A 6,224-nucleotide genomic window follows, 5' to 3' on the forward strand; every position below is an offset into this window, starting at 1 on the left:
CACTACCCCGGCGTTAGTGAACAGTACCACCTATTACGTTACGGCCAGCAGTAACCTGGTTTGTGAAAATGAACCCGGAACCGCGAAGCCAGTAACAGTAACGCTGCTCCGCAACAGCACTACAGCAGCGGTAACGGCGGAAGGCCTAACCATCTGCGCGGGGACAACCGGTACGGTCGTGGCTTCATCCAATATCACCAACCCGGTATACAATTGGTACAGCGATGCCGCCAGAACGAACCTGCTCTTCACTGGCCCGGCTTTCACGACACCGCCGCTGGCTATTACCACTCAATACTTTTTGACTGTGAACGGAGATGGCATCTGCGAAGGTCCTGCCACTGCGCAGAGTGTGCCTGCCACTGTTACGGTGACCGTGAACAGGCATGCGGTGGCTTCAGATATTACCGCTGCAAACCAATCTGGCTGCGCAGGAAGCGCCGTGACCATGACGGCCAGCTCTTCTGTTTCGAACCCTGTATTCACCTGGTATACTGACGCAGAACTGAACCAACCCATTGCGGCGGGAGCAAGCTTTACCACACCTGCACTCTCCACATCAGCTACTTATTATGTAACTGTAAACGGTTCAGATGTCTGCGAAAACTTCCCGCCGAATGGCAAGGCAGTAAATATCGCGATTTCCAGGAAGGCTGTGGCCAGTGATATCAGCGTTAAGGATACTGTGATTTGTTCCGGCAGCACTGTGCAGATCATCGCATCCAGCAACATTGCAAGCCCGGTATTTCACTGGTATGCAGACCCCTCTCACAGTCAGTTGCTGTTCACCGGCGCAAGTTACACCACGCCCGCTCTAAGCGCTTCCGCTACCTATTACATCACCGTTTCGGGAACGGGGGTTTGTGAGAATGATCCCGGTACATCGAAGGTGGTAACGGTAACGGTACAACGTAATAGCGTGACCGCAGATGCGACGGTGGCCGGCATGACGATCTGCGCCGGGGAAACCGCCACCCTCGTGGCAAATAGCCAGTTGAGCAACCCGATATTCAATTGGTATAGCGATGCAAACCGGACCAACCGGATCTTTACAGGCCCTGTATTCACGACACCGCCCCTGGCAGCCACTACAAATTATTACGTGGCGGTAAGCGGAAACGGCGTTTGTGAAGGTAGTTCAACCATTCCGCTGTCCGTTACAGTGGCCGTGAACCGTCATGCACTGGCAACGGATATTACCACTGCGGACCAGTCCATATGCGAAGGTAATGCCGTGACCATGTCGGCCAGTTCCAACATTACTAATCCCGTATTCACCTGGTATACAGACGCCGGGTTGAATAATCCGGTAGCTGCCGGTGCAAGTTTCACCACATCATCTCTTTCTGCTCCGGCTACGTATTATGTCACTGTGAATGGCACGGACGCGTGTGAAAACTTCCCACCGGAAGCAAAACCAGTCAATATCATCGTTTCGCGGAAAGCGGTAGCGGCGGACATTATCATCAGGGATACCGTGATATGCGCCGGCAGCACTGTGCAGCTTAACGCTTCCAGCGGCATCGGAAACCCGGTATTTAAATGGTATGCGGACCCAGGGCGCACGCAGCTGGTGTTTACTGGTGCAAGCTTTACCACCCCGGCTTTGAGTACATCCGTAACCTACTATATAAACGTTTCCGGCGACGGTGTTTGTGTGAACGATCCCGGCAATGAGCAGCAGGTAACGGTAACTGTGAACAGAAATGCAACCGCTGCAGACATTATTGTAGCGCCACGTTCTGTCTGTGAAGGAGATGTTACCACATTGCTGGCCACCAGCAATACGATTGCGCAACCGGTATTCAACTGGTACGCCGATGCAGGGCTCAGCCGGTTGTTGTTTACCGGTGAAGCCTTCCAGACGCCTGTTCTTACCGCCACTACCACTTACTATCTTACAGTGGCTGGCAACGACGTCTGCGTAAGCAATAAAGCCAATGCGCAGCAGGTTACTGTAACTGTCAACCGTTTTGGTATATCAACAGATATCAATGTGGCAGACACCTCTTTTTGCGAAGGTGGAATTGCAACACTGCGTGCTTCCAGCAGTGTGCCCGGCGCCATTTTCAAATGGTACCGCGATACAGCACTGACCTCGCTGGCGGGAACCGGCGTCACGCTTGTAACGCCAGCCCTGAATACGACTACGGAGTACTTTGTGACCATCAATGCGCCAAATGTTTGCGAAAATCTTCCTGGTGCAGGTAAACCGGTAAAGGTTACCGTTAATCGTTTTGCGGTGTCCGCGGATATTATCCTGAAAGATACCACTGTGTGCCCGGGCAGCCGCACCACGCTTACTGCCTCCAGCACACTGGCCAATCCGGTATTTACATGGTATGCCGATCCCGAGCTGACACGACCACTGTTCACCGGCGCGGCTTTCACTACGCCCCCGTTGTATAACATTACCAGTTATTATGTGTCAGTGGCTGCCACAGGGATATGCGGCAATAAACCCGGCGGCGCCAGAACTGTCAGGATTGCTGTTAAGCGGAGCAGTACGCGTGAAGACCTTGCGGCTACAGACCGCATTGTCTGCGCAGGCAACACAGCAACGCTCATTGCGACCGTTCCTGCAAGACTGCGGGGTACCACCATCTTCCGCTGGTATGCGGACGAAGGGCTTACCACCTTGCTGGCAACAGGCAATATATTTACTACTCCTTCATTACAGCAGACTACACATTATTATGTCACTATGCAGAACGATGTGCTCTGTGAGAACACACCTGGCAATGCCAGGGAAGCGATTGTGAAAGTCTTTCGCGTTGCCGCAGCCACCGATATTGTTGGTAACGATGCGTTGATCTGTGATGGAAACAACGTATTGCTCAGTGTAACAGCGCCTGCTGTAAATACGCCGGCATTCAACTGGTACGCGGACTCCGACCTTACGCAATTGCTGGATTACGGGCCAACTTTTGCGACGCCTGCTGTTACGGGCAATAAGACTTATTATGTAACTGTGACAGGAGATAGCGTATGCGCTAATCCCGCCGGTGCTGCAAAGGCCATTAATGTAAAAGTATCCAGGAACGCCACTGGTGCTGATATTGCCGTAAACAGCGCCAGCATTTGCCAGGGAGGCACTGCCGCGCTTAACGCCAACAGCACAGTATCCGGCGCCACCTTCAATTGGTATGCCGATCCTGCCCTTACACAAAAACTGGCTACAGGTCCGGCCTTTACGACCCCGGTACTCACTACCTCCACCAATTATTACGTGACTGTCCGGGGAACAGGTGTTTGTGAAAATAGCCCGTTGACTGCAAAACAGGTATTCGTTAATGTGAATTATAAAGCTATAGCAGCGGACATTACTGTAAAGGATACCAGCACCTGCGAGGGATCTCCGGTAACTATTATCGCTACTTCACGGCTCACGGAATTTGCAAGGCTCAGCAGTCCGCTGATTTATAACTGGTATGCCGATGCGGGGCTGACAAATAAGCTGTACACGGGCGCAACATTTACCACCCCGTCCATTACCGCGGCCACCACCTATTATGTGACCGTGAGCAACAGTACCATATGCGAAAATGTAGCAAATGATGCACAGGCGGTCACCATAAGTGTCAGTGCCGGCCCGGCTGCACCCGTGCTCAATGTACCTGCACAGGAAGCCGTATGGTCGGGCTCCAACCTGACGCTTACAGCCACATCGGCAGGCGCCAATGCTTTCACCTGGTACAAGAACAATATGGTGATCGGCGGTGTAACCGGCAACACACTCAACTTAACCAATATTAGTGTGGCAGATGCAGCCCTGTACGAGGTGAGCGCATCTTACCCGGTTGGATGCAGTGTTAGCGCAAAGGCGTCATTCAGGTTGGATGTGAAAGATTTTACTACGTGGAAAGAAGTAAGGGATGCGAGTGGAGATAACAGCGCCCAGCCGGGTGAGGTGATTACCTACACCATTTATGTGCGTAACAACGGTACTGTGCCGCTGGTTGATGTGAGCATCAGTGATCCCATTCCCGCCAACACCAGTTACGTAACAGGCAGTGGTGGCACATTCACCGGCGACAATGTGCAGTTCGGATTCAGCAGCCTTTCAGTTGGCAGCACCCAGCAGGCGGGCTTCCAGGTGATAGTGAAAAACAGCACCACAGGAATATCTTCCATCAACAACATGGCATTTGTAACAATAGACACGGTGATCAATAAAACCGGCAATACGCCCAGCGATCCACCGGGTGGTGATACCACGAAGATACCGTTTGACGGCGGCGGAAGGCTGGTGTTCATCCCTAATGTGATCACACCAAATGGGGACGGCCGCAACGATAAACTAGTGATCAAAGGATTGGAGAATTACCCGGCTTCTTCTATTGCCATCTATAATCGGTGGGGCAACGAGGTGTATTATAGCTCCAGCTACCACAACGAATGGGATGGTAATGGGCTTACAGAATCAACTTATTACTACGTACTGAAACTACGCCTCCCCGAGGGCACCAAAACCTACACGGGATGGATTCAATTAATCAGATAAAAACAGCTGATATGAACTATAAAACGCTGATGTGTGTATTATGGGGCTTGTTGTACCTGTTACCTGCAGAAGCCCAGCAGGAAGTGCAATTCAGCCAGTACATTTTCAATATGCTGAATCTGAATCCGGCTTACGCCGGCTATCGGGGTGGCACAAGTCTCAATATGATCCACCGCAGGCAATGGAGAGGAATAAACGGCGCACCGGTCACCACGGGTGCTTCGATAGACGGGCTGACCAATGCGAGGGAAGAACGGCTTGCACTGAGCGGAAATTTTATGCTCGATGAAATGGGGGCGCAAAAGACTATTACAGCAGCGATAGGCGCTACCTACCGTATACCGCTGGACGAAGAAGGCGCTAAGCGGCTTTGTTTCGGTATTACCGGTGGCATTCTACAATACCAGCTGGATGGCTCTGTACTGGAATACGTGGACGATTACGACGAGCGTATCCCCGTGGGCAGGCCCACCCACATAGAACCGGATGCAACCTTCGGCGTACTGTTCTATACGCCGAAATATTACATTACCGCATCTGTCAACAACCTGCTTCAGGCTACCGGCATGAAGGCATATAACTGGGACGGCAAGCTCTTTACCAGCATCGTCAGGGAACCGCACCTTTACGTGGGGGCGGGAACGGTCTTTAATGTGGGAGAACATCTCAAATTAAAGCCTTCTTTTCTGTGGAAAGAGGATTTTAAAGGTCCGTCTAATATTGATCTGACTGCCTTCGCGCTGATCAGGGAGATTCTGTGGCTGGGCGTTTCTTACCGGACTGGCTTCCAGATATGGGACAAATCAAACCTGCAAAGGGGGCTGGAAAAGCAGGACGCGGTTTCTGCAATGATGGAAATATACGCCACCAAATGGCTGCGGCTGGGATATGCATATGACTTCACCGTGAGCGGGCTTAATTCCTATCAATCGGGTAGCCATGAAATATCTATTGGTCTGCTGTTCCTGAATAAACAAAAAAGGGAAATATCGCCCAGGTACTTTTAAATGAACGATCATGGCTGTTAAATCAATCCTATTCCTGCTGCTGTTTTGTTATGTTCCCTGCCTGGCGCAGGAACAGCGCAGTTATGAGCAATTGGCCGATACATACTTTAGAACATGGCGTTTCAGCAAAGCTGCACCGATATACGAGCGGTTGGCCCGGTCAAAAAAAGCCAAACCGCTGGTGTACTACAGGCTGGGGTATAGTTATGAATCGTTGCAGAAATACCCGGAGGCGATCGCTGCTTATACGGGCTGTGTTGAGAAAGATCCTTCGGCTGATTCTCTCCTGGTAAGGATTGGTGACATACAAAAAATGCTTGGGCAATATGATGCTGCCAAAAATAGTTACGGCCGGTATAAAGGCAGCAGGGACCTGCAAAAGAGAATTGCCGGCTGCGATTCCGCCCTGCAATGGACGAATCCGGGTCCCTTTCGCCTGCAAAACCTGGATGCCGTTAATTCCACCTATTCAGATTGGGGCGCTTTCCGTGAAAAAGGAAAACTGTATTACACTTCCAATTTCAACAGGCTGGAACCTTCTGCGCAAAAGGTATCAGGACAAACGGGCGAGCCTTATTTCAGGGTATTCCAGCTAAGCGACCCGGAAGGCGCTCCCGGCAGGCTAAATATAGACAATCTTGCTTCCGTGATCGATGTAGGCAAGTATCATATCGGACCTGCCTGTTATCATGGGGATTCTGTGTACTTTACCG

General features: G+C 51.4%; 3 protein-coding genes. All 3 read left to right on the top strand.

Features of this window, described 5'->3' with window-relative positions:
• Positions 1-4,504, top strand: a 4,504-nt coding sequence (locus VIP81_RS24460; RefSeq protein WP_331967518.1) for a gliding motility-associated C-terminal domain-containing protein, incomplete at its 5' end; no start/stop codon positions are given.
• Positions 4,505-4,515: 11 nt separating this feature from the next.
• A complete protein-coding gene (locus tag VIP81_RS24465; protein WP_331967520.1) occupies positions 4,516-5,511 on the top strand; it encodes a type IX secretion system membrane protein PorP/SprF in 996 nt (331 codons plus the stop codon).
• Between the two features lie 10 nt (positions 5,512-5,521).
• The coding region (locus tag VIP81_RS24470) for a tetratricopeptide repeat protein (RefSeq protein WP_331967522.1) at positions 5,522-6,224 on the top strand (703 nt) is incomplete at its 3' end.

Source organism: Chitinophaga sp., assembly GCF_036566945.1.
In the GTDB taxonomy this organism is placed as follows: domain Bacteria; phylum Bacteroidota; class Bacteroidia; order Chitinophagales; family Chitinophagaceae; genus Chitinophaga.